Source organism: Niabella aquatica (genome assembly GCF_054779315.1).
Map to the genome: position 1 here is coordinate 238,949 of NZ_BAAGYM010000028.1, position 21,542 is coordinate 260,490.

The window sequence follows — 21,542 nt, forward strand, 5'->3', positions numbered from 1 at the left end:
TAGTATATTTTATATCTTTTCATTTATAAAGGGCTTTCTGCTCATCACTTTCTTCGCTTTTATAATGATATTATCAGCGTCAAGTCCATACTTGGTCATTAACGCTGCAGGCTTACCACTTTCTCCAAAAGAATCATTTACGGCCACAAATTCCTGGGGCACCAATTCCGTAGTGGTAAGCAACCGGGCAACACTTTCACCTAAGCCGCCGATTTTGTTATGCTCTTCCGCAGTTACAATACAACCTGTTTTTCGCACAGACCTCAATATAGCATCCTCATCCAGGGGTTTAATGGTATGTATATTAATAATTTCGGCATTAATACCTTCTGCTTCTAATTTTTCAGCAGCCTGTATGGCTTCCCATACCAAATGGCCCGTAGCTACTATAGTTACATCCTTTCCCTGCTTTACCAGCCATGCCTTACCTATCTCGAACTTTTGATCGGGATCGGTAAATACGGGCACTACAGGGCGCCCAAATCTCAAATAGACCGGTCCTTCATATTCTGCTATCGCAATGGTTGCCGCCCTGGTTTGGTTATAATCGCAGGGATTGATTACCGTCATACCAGGCAGCATTTTCATGAGCCCGATATCTTCGAGGATCTGGTGGGTAGCACCGTCTTCGCCCAGGGTAAGACCGGCATGGGAGGCACAGATCTTTACATTTTTGTTACTGTAGGCGATACTTTGCCGTATCTGGTCATAAACACGGCCAGTTGAAAAATTGGCAAATGTTCCAGTGAAAGGAATAGCTCCGCCAATGGTCATACCTGCTGCGATACCCATCATATTTGCTTCAGCAATACCAGTCTGGATAAATCTTTCAGGAAACTCTTTAATAAAAGCTTCCATCTTTAAAGAGCCTACCAGGTCTGCACACAAAGCCACTACGTTTTCATTTTTTTTCCCTGCTTCAAGTAAACCGGCGCCAAAACCAGACCGGGTATCTTTCTTTTCTGTATAAGTATATTTAGTCATCTTTCTGTATTTAATAGTCGTTCATATTGGTTTGTAATTCAGATAAAGCAACATTTAATTGCTCATCGTTCGGCGCGATACCATGCCATTTATGTGAGCCTGTCATGAAGCTTACTCCATGCCCCATATTTGTCTGCATCAATATGCAGATAGGTTTCTTTTTAAAGGCTTTTCTTTTAGCTAACTGCAGCGTTGCTATTACGTCCTCCATATCATTCCCATTCATATATAACACATTCCATCCAAAGGCTTTCCATTTGGCATCCAAATCTCCCAGAGAAAGCACCTGCTCTGTCGGTCCGTCTATTTGCTGGCCATTTACATCTATAACCATAATCAAATTGTTTACTTTCTTTGCAGGCGCAAATAAAGCAGCTTCCCAAATCTGGCCTTCCTGAAGCTCCCCGTCACCATGTAAAGAAAAAACAAGGCTATTATCTTTCTTTAGCCGTTTGGTTAATGCGGCACCAATGGCTACAGAGAGTCCCTGGCCTAAGGAGCCGGACGACATACGAACACCTGGCAGTCCTTCATGCGTGGTAGGGTGCCCCTGTAACCTGGAATTTAATTGCCGGAAAGTCTTCAGCTCTTTAATATCAAAATAACCGCTGCGGGCCAGTACCGAATAAAATATGGGTGATATATGTCCATTAGATAAAAAGAAAAGATCTTCTCCTATCCCATCCATATTAAACTTAGGATTGTGGTTCATTATTTTAAAATACAAAGCCGTCATAAGGTCCGCACACCCCAGTGAACCGCCTGGATGACCTGACTGGCAGCCATGCACCATTCTTACCACATCACGCCTGCACTGGGTAGCTATATACTTTAGTTGCTCGATTGAATACTCTTTCTTCATTCTTAGATTTTTATTTTTAGTTGAGGGTACATTTTATTTATTTTTCGCTTACAGTAAATTTGAAATAATCCACATCCACATACCCGCCTAAAGATTTTGTAGCATAGTTGAATATGGCGAACCTGGTGCCCATGAACAGCTTACGATAGTCAAAGATCATCTTATACTCCGGACCTACTTTTGTCCAGGTGCTACCATCCAGGCTATAATAAAAGGCGGCTAAATCCTTATTCAGGTTAAAGTCTCCATCTATACGGAGATACACCGTATCCTGATTCAATACGATACGCTCTTTCTCTTCCGCCTGCACATTGATGACCGCTTTTTCTTTTTCTGTCAGCTCCACAACATTTGTACTCATGGTAAGCACCTTGCCGTTGCCCTCTTTTGTGATAGCGAGTATGCCCGAGTGCCCATTAAAAGCACTGAAGCCGGCTACATCCCCGTCTTTCATTTCAGAGACATCTATTGCTATAATGCCACTGCATGTTGGCCCCATCATGCGCTGGGTAATAGTATTAGGAGCAAGATACAGGTTGGGCACCACGCGGCTTGTCTTTAACCTTAAGAAACCAGGGCGCTCTGTAAGCGACCAGGCACTATTAACCGGATTATGATTCCACTGCCAGTTTGTTTTTAAGCTTTTACCGGAGAAGTCATCGCTTTCAACGATCTGCTTTCCCGTATCAAAAGGCTTAAAGCGCGTGGTACCGGTAAGCGGTACTTTTCCATTTTCATCACCCAACATCGGCCAGCCGCTTATCCAACGTACGGGCATCAGTAAGGGAACACGACCTACACCATTCCTGTCCTGGAACATCAGGCCATACCAGTTTCCTTTTTCATCATCAATAATAGTTCCCTGCGCTGCATAAGGAAAGCCCGCAAAGCTATCTTCCAGTATCACTTTCTTTTCGTAGGGTCCGGTGATATTATCAGCACGATAGCAAAGCTGCCGGCGGGGTTTATCTCTGGGCCAGGAGATCATTAACAGGTAATATTTTCCATCTTTTTTTACTACCTGGCTTCCTTCTAATAATCCATTTTCATCTTTATCTCTTTGAAAAATTTTCATTTTCACGCCATCTGGTTTTATACCCGATAAATCGGGCTTCAGCTCCTGCAAATCGCCGGTGCCATAAAACACATACACCCTGCCATCGTCATCAAAAAACAGCGAAGCATCGTGAAAGTGCGGTGTTCTTGAAATTAATTTCCATCTGTCCGTTGAAGGATCTTTGCTTGTATAGATATAAGCCCGATATGGTTCATCATTAGGCGAAAACAGTACATAATAGTTTCCTTTATGATAACGGATTGAGGAGGCCCATTGCCCCCGTCCATATACGGTGCCGTTGATAAGATTGTATTTGGAATTATCTGAAAGACTATCAAAAACATAGCTCACCGTTTCCCAGTGTACTAAATCCCGCGATCTCATCACAGGTGCGCCGGGCATCAGGTGCATCGTAGTGCTTATTAAATAATAGTCCCCGCCATTCCTGGTAACCGACATGTCCGGCACATCGGCCCATATCACCGGATTTTTATAAAAAGTGACATTTTCTGTTGTATTTGAAACCGTTTTTGAAGGAGCATTACAGCCTGCCATCAATGCTGCAACGAATAACCAACCAAGTATTTTATACATCCTATATATTTTATTACAGTATTACAGAAATCAGGGTTGAATATCGTTGCCGGAAGTAGCATACAGGCCGATCAATGCACCGGTAAAACCACCTGCTACATTGGTTGATAAAATATCGCCCGATACGGGCCCTCCCAGATTTTGAAAGCTGCTGCCATTAGTAGAATAGTTGAACGAATATTCATCTTGCTGCGATGCCACCACCTGCAGTTGTATGGGTTTCGTTACATCAATTTTTGTGCTGCCTATAATGGTTGTTATTGCAGCAGCACCCGGACGCGGAGGGCCGGCCTGCCGCTCCCTTTCTGTTCTTGCCAATACCAGGTAACAGTCATTACCTTTTCTGGTAACGCCAAATACATAATTAAACGCTTCGCTCTGGTAGCAGGTAATTCCTGCAAAATCTTTTTCAGTGGCCGGCATGTACTTCATAGTAACAGCAGCTTCAAAACTGGCATGCTGCTGCCTGTGGAATAATGCCGAAACCGGGGATTGCGCTTTAATATTCTCTGCAAATGGTTTTATACTTACACCGCCTTTCGCAGCGCTGGAAATAAATGCTTCCCTGGGCCCGCGCATGGCGATCCACCTGTAATCTAAAACAGGTGCTGCAAAATTATCGGTAAAAGTAAAATTGCCGTTGGGAAAGAAGCCGTTCTGACCTGTTTGGTTAGTAACCCCTTCCGGCAATTTCAGTTGAGGTTTCATAGGCACTAATCCATTTTCAAAAACAGGGTAAGTACCGCTCCAGTCCACAGGAAGGATAAAAGTTTCACGCCCTGTGTTTACACGGTCTTTTGCATTAGGACGAATACCCAGGAACACTGCGTAATACTTACCATCTTTTCCTTCCACCATATCAGCATGGCCGGTCCAGTCTATTTTATTTTTCCTGTCTTTGGGAAAATACCTTTGAGTAAGTATGGGATTGCTGGGCGCCGGAACAAAAGGGCCTTTGGGACTATCGCTCATAAAAATAACTTCGCTATGCATGTCGCCGGTTCCTCCCTCTGCGCACATTAAATAATATTTCCCATTTTTCTTATAGATATGCGGGCCTTCGATCCAGATAGGTTTTTGTGCAATATCCACACCACCGTCAACCAGTATTTTATCCGTTCCCGGGATCACTTCATCTTTCTCTACATCATATTCCCATAGCTTAATAACTCTATGACCGTTGTATAATTCTTTTCCTTTATCAGGTGCATCGTTGTGCACCACGTAAGCTTTACCATCGTCATCAAAAAATAACGACGGATCGATACCATCAAATTTTAATTTGATCACTTCGCCCCAGCCTTTAAAAGGATCTTTTGTTTTCACTACCATATTACCGATACCACTGGCAATTTGCGTGGTGATCATATAAAAGGTTTCGTTGTTCTTATTATACTTTATAGAGGGCGCATAAATACCTGCCGAAACACCTGCCTTTTCTACTTTTAGCTGCGATGGCCTGTCCAGCACATGACCAATCTGCTTCCAGTTTACCAGGTCTGTAGAATGAAATACAGGCACACCCGGGAACATAGAGAAAGAAGAGTTTACCAAAAAGTAATCCTCACCCCGGCGCACAATACTGGGATCGGGGTAACACCCCTGAAGAATGGGATTGTAAAACTCATTTTTCTTCAGAGGATGGTTATTATACACCGCATCATTTCCCTTATAGGAGAACTGCGTAAATACAGGAACATTATTTTCTGTTTTTGTATTTTTTTTCTTTTGTGCCAGTGCTGCATCGGGGAACATCAGTAATAATGCCAACGCTGCATTTGCTAATTGTTTTACATTAAATTTCATCATCATACAATTTTTACATTTTAATATATAATATATTTATAACCCCGGATGAATAACCTGATACTTACCGCTGAGGTGCATTAAAGCGAACAAGTATAGTAATCCGTCATAATAGGGATCGATATAGCCATCTTCGTAAGGCTGCAGCTTTGCATTCCATAGCTTGTGCACAAAATCGAAGCTTTGCTTTCCGGGGTTCATTAAAGATGTCGTAGCAGCGGTGGCTATTAGCCCCAGAGAATGCCTTAATTTCTTTACCGCACCTGCTTTCAGAATAAAATCCGGCTTACTGCCATCTATTTCAAACTGATCATCAAAACTGTTGATGCCTTTCGATCTTAAAAAATTCTGAAAGCGCCGGCCATAATCTTTTTGCCATACTTTGTCTTTACCACACCATACATAATCCATAGCAATATTCATAGGCACACGCCATGAGTCATACCTGAAAGCAGCAGGCATCCACCTGGTTGAATGAGGCGCACCGCTAAACTCCGCGTAATCGGGATTGAGCGCTGTAACAGGATGTGTAGTTCTTTTTAAAAATGCTCTTGAGGTATCGGCGCAGGCTTTGTAAAAATCTTCGTGCCCGTCTTTGGCATATAAAGCCCACACTTCGTAAAACGCAGGCAAATGGTAAGAAGGGTCTGTCCAGGTAGCACCGTCACCTTCCGGCACAAATGTTATTTGTTTGTGCGTGGTGTCGATGAGGTTTACAATACCACCGGTTCCATCCTTCTTCCACATTTCATCCAAAATAAAGCGGGCATCTTTATAATAATCAATCCCCGTATTATTTCCCCATTTATTGGAGGCAAATAATAATGCTGTAACAAAATATAATTCACCATCGGATGCTGAACCACTGGAGTTAGGCTTATTAGTTACCGGGTTAATGCTCCATGAAAAATAACCTTTTCGCGGCCCTTCCTGGTGTTGTGCATACTTTTTAGACCAACGCCAGATACGGTCAAAAACATCTTTCTTATCCAATTGTACTGCTACCATCATACCATAAGAAAGCCCCTCTGTTCGTACATCTTTATTTTTAATATCGGAAACATAGGCCATCGAGTCGCCCACTTCAAAATAAATACCGGCGGCACTTTCAAACAGGTATTTATAGGCGCTTTCTATTTTAGCATTAATATCTTTTTGCTTGTAACCCGCTTCCCTAAACAAATTCTGATACTTACCCGTAATAATGGCCGCATCTTTTTCAGGCGCACTGCCTGATTGAGCCAGTAAAACTGCCGGCATCACTACCGCGACTATTATAAGTGACATTAAGACCTTCTTTATACGCATCTTTGTATCTGCTTTATTTTACGAACAGGTTCAGGTCAATTTCTTCTCCCATTTTCCGATAACCGGCTTCATTAGGATGCAGCCAGTCGTTATCGTGCAGATCGGGCAATATTTTCTTTACGTTGCCAGGATCACGCATCCATTTATCAAAATCGATTACGGCATCAAACTTGTCGGTAGTGCGGATCCATGTATTTACTACATCCCGCGCCTGCTGCCTGAAAGGCTTGTCATAAAAAGATGTTTCAAAAGGAAGTATAGTACAACCATACACTTTTATACCTTTTGCATGCGCTTTATCAGCCATTAAAGAATAAGCCGCTATCAGCTCCTGCGTTATTTCAGGGACATCTTCTGCATTTTTAATACCGCCAATATCATTGATTCCTTCCAATATAATCAGCCATTTCACATTGCTTTGAGAAAGTATATCCCTGTCGAAGCGTGCTACGGCTGTGGGCCCCAAACCACCACGCAATACACAATTGCCTCCTATTCCCAAATTCAAAACAGCCGTATTTTTTGTTGCCGGATTTTTTAATAACCGCTCAGATAAGATGTCAGTCCACCGATTTTGCTTATTGGTTCCAGAGCCCCTGCCGTCAGTAATAGAATTACCGAGGGCAGCTATGGCAAAGGCATTGGAAGGTGCCATCACATCAATACCATTGATCACATACCAGTGGTCGGTTTTAACCGCACCTTTAAAACCGGTTGAAGCAATTTGATTCCCTTCCAAAATATAAGATGTAGTGCGAGAGCCGGGATGACCTGTGATAGTGGCGGATGTTTCGCCAAAATAAATGGTAACAGCCAGCAACGAACCAGGCGCAAGTTTATAACTAACAGGATCTGAAGACACTTGTCCTTCCGGCGGTATGGTTACCGATTCACTTCCTTGAAACTGTAACAATTTTTGTGTAGAGGGCTCTATACTACCTCCTTCTGTGGCTACTGCAACAGATACACGCTTCATGGTAACCGGCTGCGTGCTGAATATGTTGGAGAAATGTAAACGCAACTGTTCACCTCCTATGGATACACGCACTACCTGGCGGATCGTATTATTACTCAGGCCGGGCGGTGGCGGCATATTACCCGGCTCTACCAATTGCGGCGCCGTAGCCCAGGTACCTACCCAGTTTACAGGCTTGCCGGCACCTGTTGTTTTACTGCTGTTGCAGGAAAATAACATAGCCAGCACCCATATACTGCCTGTTTTAATTATATTGCTAAAGGAGTTGATCATTCTTTATTCTGCTGTAATATTTTTACCCATTAATTCCAGCATCACAGCCGCATATCGTTTACCTAATTTTCTGTACCCCGCAGCGCTAAAATGTAACCGGTCCTTAACACCTTCACATCCTGCCGAAGGCACTACATACGCGTTAGGAATTGTTTGAGGAAGTGTGCGAATAATCGGATTCATACCCGCGCAAGCGCCGTTCTGATCCTCAGGCACCAGTTCACCCGCCAGTAAAGGAACAGCCTTTGCATCGAGGTTCAGGTCTTTTAACAGGTTTTCATATACTTTCTTTACCTTTTGGGGCCATAAGGTATCGCCGGTATTCGATTCACCCTGGTGTAATAAAACCCCTTTGATCACACCATCTTTCTGTGCCAATCTTGCCATTTCCACTAATCGCCGGTAAGGATTACCACCATATTCTTTAATCATATTTTTCATCCAGTCTGGCTGTCTTTCTGTGTACGATGCGCAGCTATCCTCGTCGAATAACTCAATTTTGCATCCACCCACAGAAACATTGATAATGCCTACTTTTATTTTTTCGGGAAGATTTTCCACCATGGTCCGTCCAAAATAATCTGCAGGACCGAGCCCCGTATAGCACCTGGTAAGCGGCGGCACAGCCTTGTACCAGTGACCCATTTTTCGCCCACGGTTATCACAGTCCACAGCAGCCAACATCTGGAACCGCTCACTGATGCCTGCACTATCCTGTGCCTCCGGCTTTGCAGCGCCCTCCATATTAGACTGGCCGAGGCATAAGTAGATATGGAAATTTTTGTTCTGGGCTTTGCTATAACCGGCAAAAGCAATGGTTATTCCCATCATCAGAAAAAAAGAAAACAGCCTTCTCATATTTATTATTTTTATTGACAATTTATTACTTTATATACCTGTACCAACCCACAAGATTTTTTTCATTTTCTGCTGAAAAGATCTACCAGCGAAATGGCCTGTTGCTGAATAATGATAATAATGGTGGATGCATATTATCGTTATCGAAAAAGTAATGGCGCCAGCTCTTTGAGGCTCCTTCTCCAGGTTAAAAACTCATGCCCTGTATTGGGCGACACATAAGATACCGCGTTGAAGCCGGCGGCTTTCAGATCTTCTACAGATTTCCTTACACCATCGGGATTTTCTTTACTGCCACAACTTATAAACACCAGCCCTGGCTTTTGCTTATCTGTTTTTAAATCGGAAGGTGCAAAAGTACCTCCGCTTAAAAGCGCGTAGTGAGAAAACACATCAGGATTGGCTGTTGTAATCATTTTTGTTTCCATGCCACCCATTGAAAGCCCCGCCATTGCCCGGTTTGGTTGGTCGGGCAATGTGCGGAAATGGCTATCTATATAAGGGATCAGTTCTTTCACCAGCACTGTCTGAAAAGAGTCGATTTTAAAATCGCGTATCCTGCCCCATCTGATTTCATTGGTCATACCATAAGTCATTACAATAATAAACGGCTTTGCCTTCCCTGCTGCAATAAGGTTATCCATGATAAGATTGGCCAAGCCCTGGTTACTCCAGGCGGTTTCGTCTTCGCCCCAACCATGCTGCAGGTACAACACAGGATAACGTTTTTTTATATCCTTTTCATAACCCGGTGGAGTGTAAACGAATGCCCTTCTAGAAGTACCAGTGCTTTTTGAGGGGAACAGTATTTGCGATATGTGACCGTGCGGCACATCCTTCAACGCATAAAAATCCTGATCCGCGGCGGGTATTTCTATACCGCTTTCCCAACGGGTGGAACCATAAAAATTAAGCGCCCCCGGATCGTTGAACTTTCCCCCATCTACTATCACATGGTAATAATGAAACCCTTCATCCATTGGGCCCGCCGTGGTGCCGGTAAAAAAGCCATCAGCTCCTTTGACAAGGAGAGTACCATCACTGCCACCCAACCCCAAACTTACCTTTACGCTATCGGCCTGTGGAGCGTATATTTTGAACCGTGCATATCCCTGGGAGTTTACCTGCGGGTACAATTGCCCCGGCTGGTTTAACACCGACGGTTTAAAATCTTCTTTTACATTGGACAGATTTTCTTTTTCCCCGCCAGGGCCGCCAAAACCAATGCCTGTATTTACTTTCGGCTCAACTGACATTTTGCGATATTCAGAAAATGTAGCCGGATCTACAGGTTTGAACAATAGCTGGGCATACATGTACAAAGCATTTTTCCAATGCTTAAAATCGTGGTTACCGGGTTCCACATAATAAATATGGGGAACCTTATGCTCTTCCAGGTAATTGTGCGTACGCTGGCTGAAGCTTATCAGCCGATCGCTGGCACCACAGGATATAAATAAAAGTTTCAGTTTATTTTTAGTTGCTTCGGGATCGGGAACCAACTCCTGCGGCAACCTGGTGTTGGGAGCGGAAGAAAAACCGCCTACCCATGCGAACAGGTCTAAATTGCCTAAACCAAAGTTTAATGCCTGACCGCCTCCCATCGAAAGACCGGCAATAGCTCTGCTTTCGCGATTAGCTTTAACCGGGTAAGTTTTTTCTATAAAAGGGATAAGGTCATCTATTAAGTCCCGTTCAAAAGTTGCAAATGCCTGCACTTTTTCCGGCGCCATTATATTGCCGCCAGCGCCATCTTCCTTCATAGCACGACCATTGGGCATTACAATGATCATGGGTACTGCTTTTTTATCAGCATACAAATTATTCATAATATTCTGGGGCGTGCCGCCATTGAGCCATTCTTTTTCGTCGCCACCAATACCATGCAAGAGGTATAAAACAGGATAGCTTTTATCTTTTGAAAATCCCGGAGGTGTATAAATCGTCACCCTCCTGTCGTTACCAACAGTTTTAGACGGATAGGAAATGGTTTCTATTTTTCCTTTTGAAACTTCAGAACGAACAACATCAAAGTCCTGAGGTGCGGGTTGCACAGCTTTTTGAGAAAAAGAGGGGACTATTACAGCAGACTGTAACAAAAGTGAAAGTATAATCTTCTTCATTGTTTATATTTTAATGATTTAATTCTCAAACATCTTTATTCATCCAATCATGATTTCATTTAAAACAGTTTCCTATTATTCAACTTTAAATAATAACTGAGCACTACCGGTAGCACCGTTTGAAGCTATCCCTTGCACAATAACTACGTACTGTCCGGGAATATCTCCAGTATAAAAACCCAGATTTTTTGTTTCATTTTTCAAAACAATATCCGGCTCCCAAAGCAACACATTCCTGTAATCGGGCATGTGGCTTTGTCTTTTATCTTCTGTATCGTAAGCAGGACTGTAAAATTCACGCACCAATAAAAGCCCTTCATAATTTATTATAACAGCTCCGGAGTCTAACTGATAATTACTAACAGACGGTTTATAGCTTTTCCAGTTAAGAATTCCATCAAATATGCCGGTACCCGAAACGTATTGTTGTGTTACAACATCAAGGCTGCGAAGCTTTAAGGGATCCAGCTCAAAAAACTTTGTAAAATTGAAAACCGGAACGCCATCCAGCAGGTTGAGGGGCGGGTTGGGGAAATATTCCTTTTTTAATACATTGGTCATAAAAAGGTTGACTTCTTTATTCCGCAAACGTACATCTACCAGTACCACATACTCACGGATTATTTCTTCTATTGATGTAAAGCGTGTATAATTCTCCAAATTATAATAGTTATCGGGCTTACTATAAAAAGCACTTGTATCAGCAAAGGCAGGTAATGAAAAATTGTATAGTTTTTCACTATTGTAAAGGTTTTGAATTAACATACTTTGCTGCTGCTGCAATAGCGTATTAGGAAATGCCGTATACCTGAAAAGCGGAGGCATTTTAACCTTTTTATATATTTCCGAAAAAGGATTGTCTATCGATATCCTATATCCGCTTTTTTTCGTTTGCCCTATCAGCTCGTTGCCTCCAAAAAAATTATTGAAGTTGGCTTTTATTTTTCCTTCCGCATTGCTTACCGTGGCCTTAAAAAGAGTGATCACAGAAGGAGCGGAAAGATACGCTTCTACATTAGGGGCTGGCTCCCCCGTAACATTACTTGTTATTTTTCCTGTTACCAAATGGCCCTGCAATTCAGGCTGATAACGAATAGTATCTGTTACACCCGATAATATTTCATCCCAATTGAACCGGCGCCAGCCTTTGGTCATCAGCAATAGATCCCGTGCCAGGCTATTATTTTTTTCAAGATAGTAAGCAGCATTTTCGACATAGCTGCCCAGTTCGGAAGTAAGCAGCAGGTAGCTTGTTATATCGGTTGCAGGCACCTGCTGTAAAGAATCTGACCGGTACACCGAAACCGATAACCTGGCGCTGTCTGTGCTACCCATACCTACCAGGGCTGTCAGATCCATTTTTACCTCTGCACGGGGTTTGTAAGCAGTAAGATCAGTTTTGACCTGTAAATCTATTTTATGATCAGGATATACGAAAACCAGGCGCTCGCATACGGGTTTACCGGCCTCGTTAAAAATAGTAATGATAGATACCCCCGCTTCCAGATCGGATTTCTTCACAAAAAAAGAGGCTGTCCCGTTCTGCAAACGGGCAGTTGCTGCTGCTTTTACAATGCCTTTGGAGTGAGCGATCATGTGCAAGGCCTTATCAGATGTATTTGCATTGGTTTTGATAGCAAAATTTTCAGCATCATCCGTAACATGCATTACAATACCACGGCTGTGCACTTGCGGCAGGCTTACAGCAATCGTTTTCCCGCTTTCCGAAACGATAAGCACTTCATAATTTTTCCCATCGGCAGGTATAAACTTCAAAGAACCCATTCCAGCGAACTGTGGCGCAAACCGGAGCACCGTGTCTCTTCCTGTAATTAAATAACCTTTGAATAAATTTTTACCGCTATTGCCAGCAATTGAAAAGGCAACAATATTTTCCATCCCGCTAACCAGGTTTCCACCTTCGGGAAAAAACTTAACAGATAATGAATCGCCGTTGACTTTCTGTGTATTGGTATAGCCGGGCAGTTTATTAAGGTTCATAATCGTAATGCGTTTTTCAAAAAAAGCATCAACCCCGGCATTGCGCATCCAGCGCGTATAAGCTCTTAATGTATAAACGCCCGAATTAAACGATTGAGGAATGGTCACAGATCCATTACCCGTTGTTTTGTTTAAGGCTATTTTTAATTGCAGCACCGGAGTATTGGCAGTATCTATTATTTCTACATAAGCTACTTTGCTAAAGTCAATGGGGTTATTTGTAACAGCATCTACATCGTACACTTTCAGCCAAATAATTTCTCCCGCCAGGTAGTAGTCTTTATCTGTATGTACATACAGCTTTTCCATTACCGTTTGCTGTATATGGTTATTTAATTTTTTCGATACAGCAGCTATATCTATATCCTGACCCATGCAATGGGTTATTATGCCCAATACATATACGATGGTGAAAATTGATATGCGTTTAAAATAATTCATTGTACAATACATCATTTTACTAGGGCCAAAACGAAGGTTTTACATTAGAGGCACCACTCAGTCTGCAATCTATACAGGATGGAGTTGTAGCTGTAAAAGCTGTTATCACACCGGTTATTTCATTCTGTTGAAATACTGTGGAAGGCATCAGACTATTGCTATATTTCACAATACTGTCAGGATGGTTGGCTATTATGGCTATTTCGCATCCATTCCTGTAACTCCAGATATCCAAATCCTTTCGCTTTATAAATATTCTTTTTGCTTTTTCCTCTGACACTTCTATAAAACCAATTGCCATTTCCTGAGGATCAGTTATACAGCTAATATTACCGGCAAGTTGCGAGGGTTGTGGATCGAACACCGAACCCAACTGCTCTGAATTTTTTTTCATCATTACCATAAAATTGTAAGCCTGCTCGCTAAGGCTGTACTGTTTCAGCAAAATGCTGTATTCAACAGCCATCTTTACAGAACCGGCACCTACAAAATAAAATGGCTGAAAAATGACACTTTGGGATAGTTTTTCAGTAGAGCCGATCATAAGCGTTTTTGAGTCGGCAGTAGTCCAGCACCGCTGGATAGTAGTATCGGCCCGGCCATCGGGATACCGGTATTTTACGCCTGTTAGGGTATTATCTGGCCCCCTATCGTATTGAAGAGTGGTAACAAATGGAGCATTCGTTTCCCAGGTTTCTTCAAATTTCCACCGAAAGTAGCGGCTGCTGTTAGTATCATCGTGCGCATGAACATAAAAATGAACCCCATCATTCTCCTGCTCCCAGCTAATACTGTCAATGTCGGGGGTAGCACGGGATGCAGTATACTCCGACACATACTCTTTTCCTTTAGCAGTAATGTGTACGCGATATCTGGAAGAAGCGGATATAGGAAAGGATGCGGATGTGTACACCCCTGGAGATGTTTCAAAAACAGGAAACTTTTCGTTATCTGAACTTTCTATAAACACAGATGCACCCTGTTCCATAATTTCGGCAGGGCTCTCGAATAACTTATTACTGCGCGAAAGCCTTATAACAGAAGGATTGCCCCTGGCATTGATAAAACCATTCACTATCAAAAATCCAGATTCAGGCATTATATAATCGTGATAGTACCTTTCCCTGCAACCCCAAAGGAGAGCGATCAACACAACATATATTATAATTTGACATATTGTCTTCATCATTCTTATTTACATTTTTAGCTTATGGCCAAAAAGAAGGCTTATTATCAGTCCCCCCGTTCAGCCGGCAATCTACGCACGAAGGCTGCGTAGCCACGAATGTTACTATTTCGGCGTAAACCGGTGGTGGTAACAGAATAACCTCCTGCGGAATCGCAGGTACCAGTCCCGCTGCCATGCTTGCAATACTATCAGGATTATTACGTACAATTACGGTTTGGCATCCCGAAGACGGGGTGTAGGGCCACCCTCCAACATCGAAATTGTTTAAGAAAAAACGTTTGCTTTTCTCCTGCGTTACCTCTACATAACCAATCACCTTTTCATCAGTATTGGTAAGGCAGGTAATATTGCCCAACAACTGCGCCGGTTGCGGATCAAACACAGATCCTAACTGCTCCGTATTTTTTTTCATCTGCAACAGAAAATTATACGCTGCTTTACTAATACTATATTGCTTTAGCAATATGCTGTAAACGGCATTTAACTTTTGCGACCCGGCTGGTATAAAGCAAACCGGCTGGTATACGATATTTTGAGAAAGCTTTTCTGTGGTGCCAATTAAAATATTTCGAGAGCGATCGTTCTGCCAGCAGGTAACACCGGGCTTATCAACTGCGTCGTCAAAAGCCACCCCGGTTATTTTTCCGGTTGAGTTATAGACATATCTGATAGTAGGAGGAATTGCCGCCCGGTACTCCCAGGTTTCGTTATATTTCCATTGAAAATACTGCTCTTCGCCAGCTTCAGCACCAGCCTGTACATACAGTTGTACGCCACCATTACTTTTTTCCCAACTAATGCTATCGATCGCAGGGGTTTTATGTGCGACGGAGTATACAGATACGTATTCTTTTCCCTGTATATTAATGTAGAGGCGATACTTGTTTTCCTGTTTTAAAAGACCATTTTCCAATTTATACACGCCTGACTCAACTTCCTGTAAAGCAATACGGTCTCCTACATCGCTTTCAATTTGCACCGTGGCGCCGGCAACAGGTTTTTGCGCGGGGTCATCATTTAGTTTTATACTCCTTGAAAGCTCAATAACCGTAGGTGTTTCGCCGGTATTGATAAAACCATTCACCACCAGATATGAAGTACCCTGTTCTTCAAAAGCTGAATAATATCTTTCGCGGCAACCTGTAAAAGCAGTTAACGAAGCCATCCAAATGAATAGGAGAGCCTGCCCGCAATACAAATATTTTTTCTCGTTAACCATTGCTTTGCTAAAACCGGATATTGAAATTGATAAATGGAATAGCACTTCCAAAAATGGATAGTTTATAACCGTTGATCACCCCATTTTGAGAAACATAATATACCGAATAGGGGTTTCTGCGCCCGGTGAGATTATATACACCAATAGTCCATGAATTATGAAACTTTTGATTAATCTTATGATTGCCGTCTATGTTCATAGAAAAATCCGTACGAAAATAATCGGGAATACGGTGGCCATTCCGGTCGTCGTATAAGGTACGCATGCCTCCATCGTAATAAAAACGCCCGATTGGAAGCGTAATAGGGCGGCCGGTACTGTAGGTACTGTTTAATGAAATACTGAAACGGTGCGATATGCGGTAATTACCAATAAGCGTTACATCATGCGGCTTATCATAATTGGCAGGATACCAGTTGCCCTTGTTAATGATTTCACCGGCAGAAGGGTTATCGGCTTTTAGCAGGATGCGGCTATATGTATAACTTAGCCACCCGTTAAGCTTGCCGGTTGATTTTTTGATAAGAAGCTCCACGCCATAGGCTTTCCCTTTTGTGGGCAATACATCCGTTTCTATATGTGTATTAAGCACCAGCACTGCCCCGCTCTTAAAATCGAGGTAATCTTTAATTCGTTTGTAATATCCCTCTAACGAAATTTCGATGGTATTTGATTTTAAATTTTTATATAGCCCCAGTGAAAACTGGTCACCAAATTGCGGCCTGATGTTAGGATCGCTCAACTTCCATATATCGGTAGGTGCCATAGCCGCCGTATTGGAAAGCATGTGAATATATTGGCGCAAACTGTTATACCCGGCTTTAACAGAAAAAGTATTAGACAGCATCTGCCTGAGCCCAACCCTGATTTCCGGTCCCTGGTAAGTATTTATGATCTTGTTGGCAGTATACAAAACAGTGCCTGTAATATTATCCTCGCGCAATGGGACACCTGCCGGATACTGGTTCACAGTACCCGGGCCCAGATAACCATAGAGCGTATACCGCAAACCGCCATCAATAGTGAGGCCCGGCGTAATTTTATAGATATCGCTAACATAAAGGGCTGTTTCCGCAGCCTGCTCTGCGGGCATGGCAACAGGCTCCACAAGCGACTGGTTTCCCAACGGATAATAATTGCCTGAATGAAGTTTGTGGTAAGTAGCGTTAAGACCAAACTCCAGCGTATGCTTATTATTGATCATATAGCTGTAATGATTCCTAAAGTACGCCTGGGCTATATCAAACCCGAGTTCGTAAGCATTAACCGGGTTTTTATCACTGTTAATATTATATTCATACCTGTCGTAACCCACCGAAAAACCAGTATTAAACCTTGGATTAAAATTATGCTTCCATTTTAGCGCAATATTTTGATTTCTATAATGAAAAAAGGTATCGGTATTAAGGTTGAACCTGTCTCGGCTCATATAGGCAGTAAAGTGGATACTGTTTTTTTCGCTGAATTCATAATTAACAACAGCATTTACATCATAAAAAGAAGCCTTGCTGTTTTTATATTCTGCCGGTAACTGCTTCAAAAGCCAATCAGTATAGGTAGTACGCCCTGCCAGTATGAACGAAGATTTATCCTTCACAATGGGCCCTTCGATTTGCAGGCGACTGGTGAGCAGGCCAATACCAGCCGAACCGGCAAATTCTTTTTTGTTCCCTTCACGGCTGTTGATATTTACAACTGACGACAGCCTGCCTCCATAACGTGCAGGAATGCTACCCTTGAACAGTTCAACATCTTTCACCACTTCGGGATTGAATGCTGAAAACATACCAAAGAAATGGGAAGGATTGTACACATTTGCTTCGTTAAATAAAATGAGATTTTGATCAGCTGCCCCACCTCTTACGTTAAGTCCTGTACTGGCTTCGCCTACCGTTTTTACGCCGGGCGTAGTAAGCAGTACCCGCATAATATCCGCTTCTCCAAAAACAACCGGCACCTGCTTTATAGTTTTTATATCCAGCTTTTGCACGCCCAGCTGCGCTGTACGAATATTATTCATTTTTTGAGCAGATATTACTACGTTTTTCAATGACATAATACGGGTTTGCATATTCACCTGCATATTACCTGCACCCTGCACCAGCAATTCGAGCCGCTCGTCTTCCATACCAATGCTTTGCACACTTAATATATTTTTGCCCTTTGGGACCAGTAATGTAAAAAACCCATACCTGTCAGTAACCGTACCTATCCCTGTATTTTCAATTTGAAGAGAGGCTCCTGCAACCGGTTCGCCGTTTTTTATTTCCCTTACGTAGCCCGAAACGATAACACTTCCCGCGCCCTCTTCTTTTTTACCTATGAGCAGCAAGGGTTGTGTAGTGGCTTTAAATTCCCCCGAAACATTACTTGGAGCCGGCTGGCCGGCCGGTGTTTTAACGGACGGGGTATTGCTATAAAACCAATCAGGGAGCTGCGCAGGCAATACCTGTCCGTGGGTAATAAAAACGTTCTTTTCGCCCACCAGGGAAAAATAAATGCTTTTGCCGTTTGTAAGTGTTTGCAATACATGATCGAATGGCTGTGCATCGAACGAAATACTTATATCAGCAGTATCGAGCTTACTGATATCATAGAAAAAACGATAACCGGTTTTCTTTTCAAGTGTATTAAAAACATCCCAAAGTTTCTGATTTCGAAACTGTGCCGACACAATCGGATATTGGTGGTTTTGTCCAGCCACCCAAGAACCTGCTACCAGAAGCAGCATTAACCCGATCGTGTTTTTAAAATTAAACTTCAAATCAAAATTGATTTTATACAACTGCTTAAATAACCTCGTAAAAGGCTGCCAGTTCTTTTAGCATATGATACATATTTTTTTTAGCATTCAGACCGTGATCCTTTATATACTTTTTCATCTCGTCTTGTTTATCGTTGTACTGTTTTAATATTGCCCTTGCAGAATTCACTCTGTTAAACATGCCTTGTTTTTCTATAAAATACTGAACCCTATCGGTTAAAATTCTCCTGGTGGAAGTGCTGCCAAGATCTTCGCTATATTCTTTGCCGTACTTAACCCAAACATTCGACTTCCCGCCCTTAAAAAGAACTTCATAAAAACCAGGAGCAGCATTTGGATAAGAGGCAGTATTTAAATGAACAAACTCACGTTCTCCAAGATGAAACAGAGATATCCTGCTTTTTTCAATCTCGTAAAGCAGGTTATCACCATACTTAAATCCTAGCAGAACATCTTTGTACACATCATACATTAAGGGCAGGTTCCTGTACCAAATCCCATTATACACCACATCTCCTAGCGTATTCTGGGCAACAGATAATAAGGGTGAACCGCTAAATAAGGAGCTCCGATAATCGTTGTATACGCGCCCGTTAAAAATTTCTGCATCGACGCCCAAATAATTGATGTAAGTATCCCACGCATGGGCAACAGATGGTGATTTTTGTTGCTCATAAGCAGCAAGACTCTGACCCTGGGAAACGGCAGTAATATGCAAAGTCATTATTAGCGTACAGATCTTTATTCCCATGTTAAATTCTTTCAATCACCGTAGCAGCTATAACCGCTATGATATTTATAAACTAATCGTTTGAAAGCCATTCCCTGCATCTCATTAAAACAAAGTATTTAAAAAATCCCCGGCGCTCTATTCAACCGGGGATTTTACAGAAACGCAATTATGAGTTTATACTAACAACTATTACTTACCGGCCTTATTTGCTAATGCTTCTGCAACGGCTTTGTAAGCAAGTTTCCTGACGTAAGTTTCGGTCCAAAGCCCAATAGGCTCGCCTGCTCTCCAGCTTGAGCTGGCCGGACTATCTGTCGGGCTCCAGATGGTAATACCATAGCGTTGTGCAGCAGGAATCAAACTGAAATATTGCTCTATAACATATTTATACATATCTGCCTGGGCCTGGTACTGGGCTTGCGTAGCATTACCTGTTTTGGTGCCGCCGCCTAAACCAATGTCCAGTTCTGACACTTTTATGAGTTTTCCTGTAGCCGCCAGCAGCCTGAAGTGCTCGGAAATATTTTCCTTACTGGCATTAATATCTATGTGCATTTGTGTTCCAATACCATCAACCTTCACTCCTTTTCCTTCAACATATTTCACATACTCGATAATGCCTCTGCACTTGTCTAAATTAAATTCCAGGTTGTAATCATTAATAAATAAAGTGTCGCCCGGATTTCCATATTTTCTTGCATACTGGATGGCTTTTACAGCATAATCTTTTCCAAGATAATCCTGCCAGTAAAATTCATCTGTTGCCATGTTGGTTCTGCCTACACTGGTTTTAAGTTCATAAGGCTTCCCATCATCCATTGGTTCATTTACCGCGTCCCATGCAGTAACATAGTCTTTGGAAACCTCCATCATTCCTTTAATCCAGTTTTCCAGGGCCGCGCTTATTATTGAATCTTTCTGGGCCGGTGTTTTCTCTATAATCTGGTCTTTAGCTCCTCCAAACCCTTCTCCGTTAGCTGAAAGGCTGCGGGTTGAGTTGTTTCCCCAACCGGTCCAGTTTCCTATACCGTTCTCAAAATCGCCACCCGGAATGACACTTACTGTGCTTCCCGAAGGCGTTAGTGTAACATTATCAATATATACCTTACCGGCAAAATCACCGAAGCTAATCACCAGCCTGTTACGGTCGGCCTTGCTTGTAGTAGCCTTTAGCTCATACTCCTGCCAGGCAGGGCTTATTGCAAAAGTTCCAAAACTGTTAGAAGAATAATCCGATGATGACTGCAATTCGGCCCTGATGGTTCCTGTAGTATTAGCTTTAACTGCAAATTTCAATATATACTGCTGGTTGTTTTGTAAAGCAGGAACATCGTATGCTACCTGGGCCTCCCAAAAGTTCACTGCCGACGGATTGGAGAAAGTATACGAATACCCTGCATTACCGCTTCCTTTTTCGTTATATTTTTTGAGTGTTATATTATCAAAATAATAATTGGTAGCTGTCTTTCCGAGGTTAAACGCAATGGCACCAGCAGTGGCCATATCAGAGGTAACGGTAATCTGTTTAGTATACTTGGTCCAGGTAGGTGTTGATGATATCGTTCCAAAAAAATCCCAATGTTTGTAGCTATAAGGTACCACATGGGCCTGAGTACCGAACGAAGCAGCTGCATCTGAGCGAACATCTATACTCAATTCATATTTCTCGCCCACCTGGACAGCCGGAGAAAATTTGACAAAAAACTGTGCATCCCAGTCATTTGTGCGCACCTCGCTATTTGATATTTTCAAAGCCCTGCCGGTACCACCGGCACCCTGACCGGCAGCTGTAAATGAGATAACAGCATTGCTGTTAGATTCGTAATTGGAAGCATTGTCTGTTTCAAAATCTGCACCGGTTACCAGATCCCAGGTAGGTACACTTGTTCCCGGGATAATTACAGGTTCTATCAGCTTTTTAAGATACGTTGCATTTTGGTTGCTATGCCAGCAAAGCGTATGTCCATACACCCTGATTCCGGCGTCCCTGGCAGTTTCTATTAACGCTCGCACATTCTCAAGAGCCAGGCTGCCATCTGCCTGTACTACTGCACCATGCTTCATTTCGTACCCCAAAACTATTTCATCAAAGTTGCGGTTTGCCAACCTGTATATAACATTTTTATTAACATAAGGCGATAAGGAAAGGGCAACGCCGAATTTAAAATTGGGGTTCACTGACCGGTTAATAAAACTTTTTAAGGATTGATAGGAGTCTATATCCTCCTGAACTAATATACTTTCTGGTTTATCAGTAGTAAACTTAAGTGCTTCGTATTTGGTACAAGATGCTATAGAAGCCATGGCAAATAAACCCAGTACCATTTTATTAAAATTTCTCATATTTTGCATTT

Annotated in this window: 14 protein-coding genes; all 14 read right to left on the bottom strand. The window is 42.5% G+C overall.

Going from position 1 to position 21,542, the window contains the following annotated elements; all coding sequences use genetic code 11:
- Positions 1-9: 9 nt before the first annotated feature.
- Positions 10-984, bottom strand: coding sequence for a transketolase family protein (locus ACYVBM_RS18850; protein ID WP_460687250.1), 975 nt, complete (start codon positions 982-984; stop codon positions 10-12).
- Between the two features lie 10 nt (positions 985-994).
- A complete protein-coding gene (locus ACYVBM_RS18855) occupies positions 995-1,846 on the bottom strand; it encodes a transketolase (protein WP_460687251.1) in 852 nt (283 codons plus the stop codon).
- Positions 1,847-1,883: 37 nt separating this feature from the next.
- Positions 1,884-3,497: a glycoside hydrolase family 43 protein gene (locus ACYVBM_RS18860; RefSeq protein ID WP_460687252.1), complete on the bottom strand. Its 1,614-nt coding sequence runs from the start codon at positions 3,495-3,497 to the stop codon at positions 1,884-1,886.
- A gap of 30 nt (positions 3,498-3,527) precedes the next feature.
- Positions 3,528-5,309 (bottom strand): glycoside hydrolase family 43 protein, encoded by a 1,782-nt coding sequence (locus ACYVBM_RS18865; protein ID WP_460687253.1) that lies wholly within the window; start codon positions 5,307-5,309, stop codon positions 3,528-3,530.
- A gap of 30 nt (positions 5,310-5,339) precedes the next feature.
- Positions 5,340-6,590 carry a glycosyl hydrolase family 8 gene (locus ACYVBM_RS18870; protein ID WP_460687254.1) on the bottom strand — a complete coding sequence of 417 codons (1,251 nt, stop codon included), beginning with the start codon at positions 6,588-6,590 and terminating at the stop codon, positions 5,340-5,342.
- A 34-nt stretch (positions 6,591-6,624) separates the two neighbouring features.
- On the bottom strand, positions 6,625-7,860 hold the full coding sequence (locus ACYVBM_RS18875) for an SGNH/GDSL hydrolase family protein (RefSeq protein ID WP_460687255.1): 1,236 nt from the start codon (positions 7,858-7,860) through the stop codon (positions 6,625-6,627).
- A gap of 3 nt (positions 7,861-7,863) precedes the next feature.
- Positions 7,864-8,718 (bottom strand): sialate O-acetylesterase, encoded by an 855-nt coding sequence (locus tag ACYVBM_RS18880; protein ID WP_460687256.1) that lies wholly within the window; start codon positions 8,716-8,718, stop codon positions 7,864-7,866.
- Positions 8,719-8,858: 140 nt separating this feature from the next.
- A complete protein-coding gene (locus ACYVBM_RS18885; protein ID WP_460687257.1) occupies positions 8,859-10,841 on the bottom strand; it encodes an alpha/beta hydrolase-fold protein in 1,983 nt (660 codons plus the stop codon).
- 75 nt (positions 10,842-10,916) lie between these two features.
- Complete coding sequence (locus tag ACYVBM_RS18890; protein ID WP_460687258.1) at positions 10,917-13,283, bottom strand: hypothetical protein; 2,367 nt, start codon at positions 13,281-13,283, stop codon at positions 10,917-10,919.
- Between the two features lie 19 nt (positions 13,284-13,302).
- The gene (locus ACYVBM_RS18895) at positions 13,303-14,472 is read right to left on the bottom strand and encodes a DUF4249 domain-containing protein (RefSeq protein ID WP_460687259.1); all 1,170 of its coding nucleotides are present in this window, start codon (positions 14,470-14,472) and stop codon (positions 13,303-13,305) included.
- A gap of 19 nt (positions 14,473-14,491) precedes the next feature.
- On the bottom strand, positions 14,492-15,637 hold the full coding sequence (locus ACYVBM_RS18900; protein WP_460687260.1) for a DUF4249 domain-containing protein: 1,146 nt from the start codon (positions 15,635-15,637) through the stop codon (positions 14,492-14,494).
- A 61-nt stretch (positions 15,638-15,698) separates the two neighbouring features.
- On the bottom strand, positions 15,699-18,455 hold the full coding sequence (locus ACYVBM_RS18905) for a TonB-dependent receptor (RefSeq protein WP_460687261.1): 2,757 nt from the start codon (positions 18,453-18,455) through the stop codon (positions 15,699-15,701).
- A gap of 25 nt (positions 18,456-18,480) precedes the next feature.
- Positions 18,481-19,179 carry a hypothetical protein gene (locus ACYVBM_RS18910; protein ID WP_460687262.1) on the bottom strand — a complete coding sequence of 233 codons (699 nt, stop codon included), beginning with the start codon at positions 19,177-19,179 and terminating at the stop codon, positions 18,481-18,483.
- Between the two features lie 198 nt (positions 19,180-19,377).
- Positions 19,378-21,531 (bottom strand): endo-1,4-beta-xylanase, encoded by a 2,154-nt coding sequence (locus ACYVBM_RS18915; RefSeq protein WP_460687263.1) that lies wholly within the window; start codon positions 21,529-21,531, stop codon positions 19,378-19,380.
- Between the last annotated feature and the right edge of the window lie 11 nt (positions 21,532-21,542).